The sequence below is a fragment of the Streptomyces tamarix genome (assembly GCF_032423885.1).
GTDB lineage: Bacteria > Actinomycetota > Actinomycetes > Streptomycetales > Streptomycetaceae > Streptomyces > Streptomyces tamarix.
On sequence record NZ_JAWCTQ010000111.1, the window covers coordinates 1 to 543 of the forward strand.

Genomic DNA, 543 nt, shown 5'->3' on the forward strand with positions numbered 1-543 from the left:
CCGAAAAAAGCACGACGCCCCGGCACCACCGCCCCGACGAGGGACTCGGACGGTCCCGGGGCGGCCTGACCTGCAAGATCCACCTCGCCGGCGAAGGCGGCTGCCGCCCCATGGCCCTCGTGCTCACCCCGGGCCAGTGGGGCGACGCCCCGCAGATGGTCGAGGTCTTGGACCGGATCCGGGTCCCCCGGCCGCTGGGCGGACGACCCCGGACCCGGCCGGACCACGTCAGCGGGGACAAGGCATACAGCTCCCGCCGAAACCGCCGCTACCTGCGAAGACGCCACATCCGGCACACCATCCCCGAACCGAGGGACCAACGAGCCAACCGGCAACGCAGAGGCAGACAAGGCGGCAGGCCCGCCGGCTTCGACCGCGACCGCTACCGGCGCCGCAACGAGGTCGAGCGGACCATCAACCGGCTCAAGAACTCCCGCGCGGTCGCCACCCGCTACGACAAGCGGGCCTACGTCTTCCACGGCACCGTCACCACCGCAGCGATCCGACTCTGGCTCCGACAGTGATCCGCCGGACAGAACCTAG

General features: G+C 71.3%; 1 protein-coding gene. It reads left to right on the forward strand.

The window, feature by feature from the left end; all coding sequences use genetic code 11:
• A partial coding sequence (locus tag RND61_RS32510) for an IS5 family transposase (protein ID WP_315881762.1) occupies positions 1-524 on the forward strand: 524 nt, incomplete at its 5' end.
• Positions 525-543 lie beyond the last annotated feature (19 nt).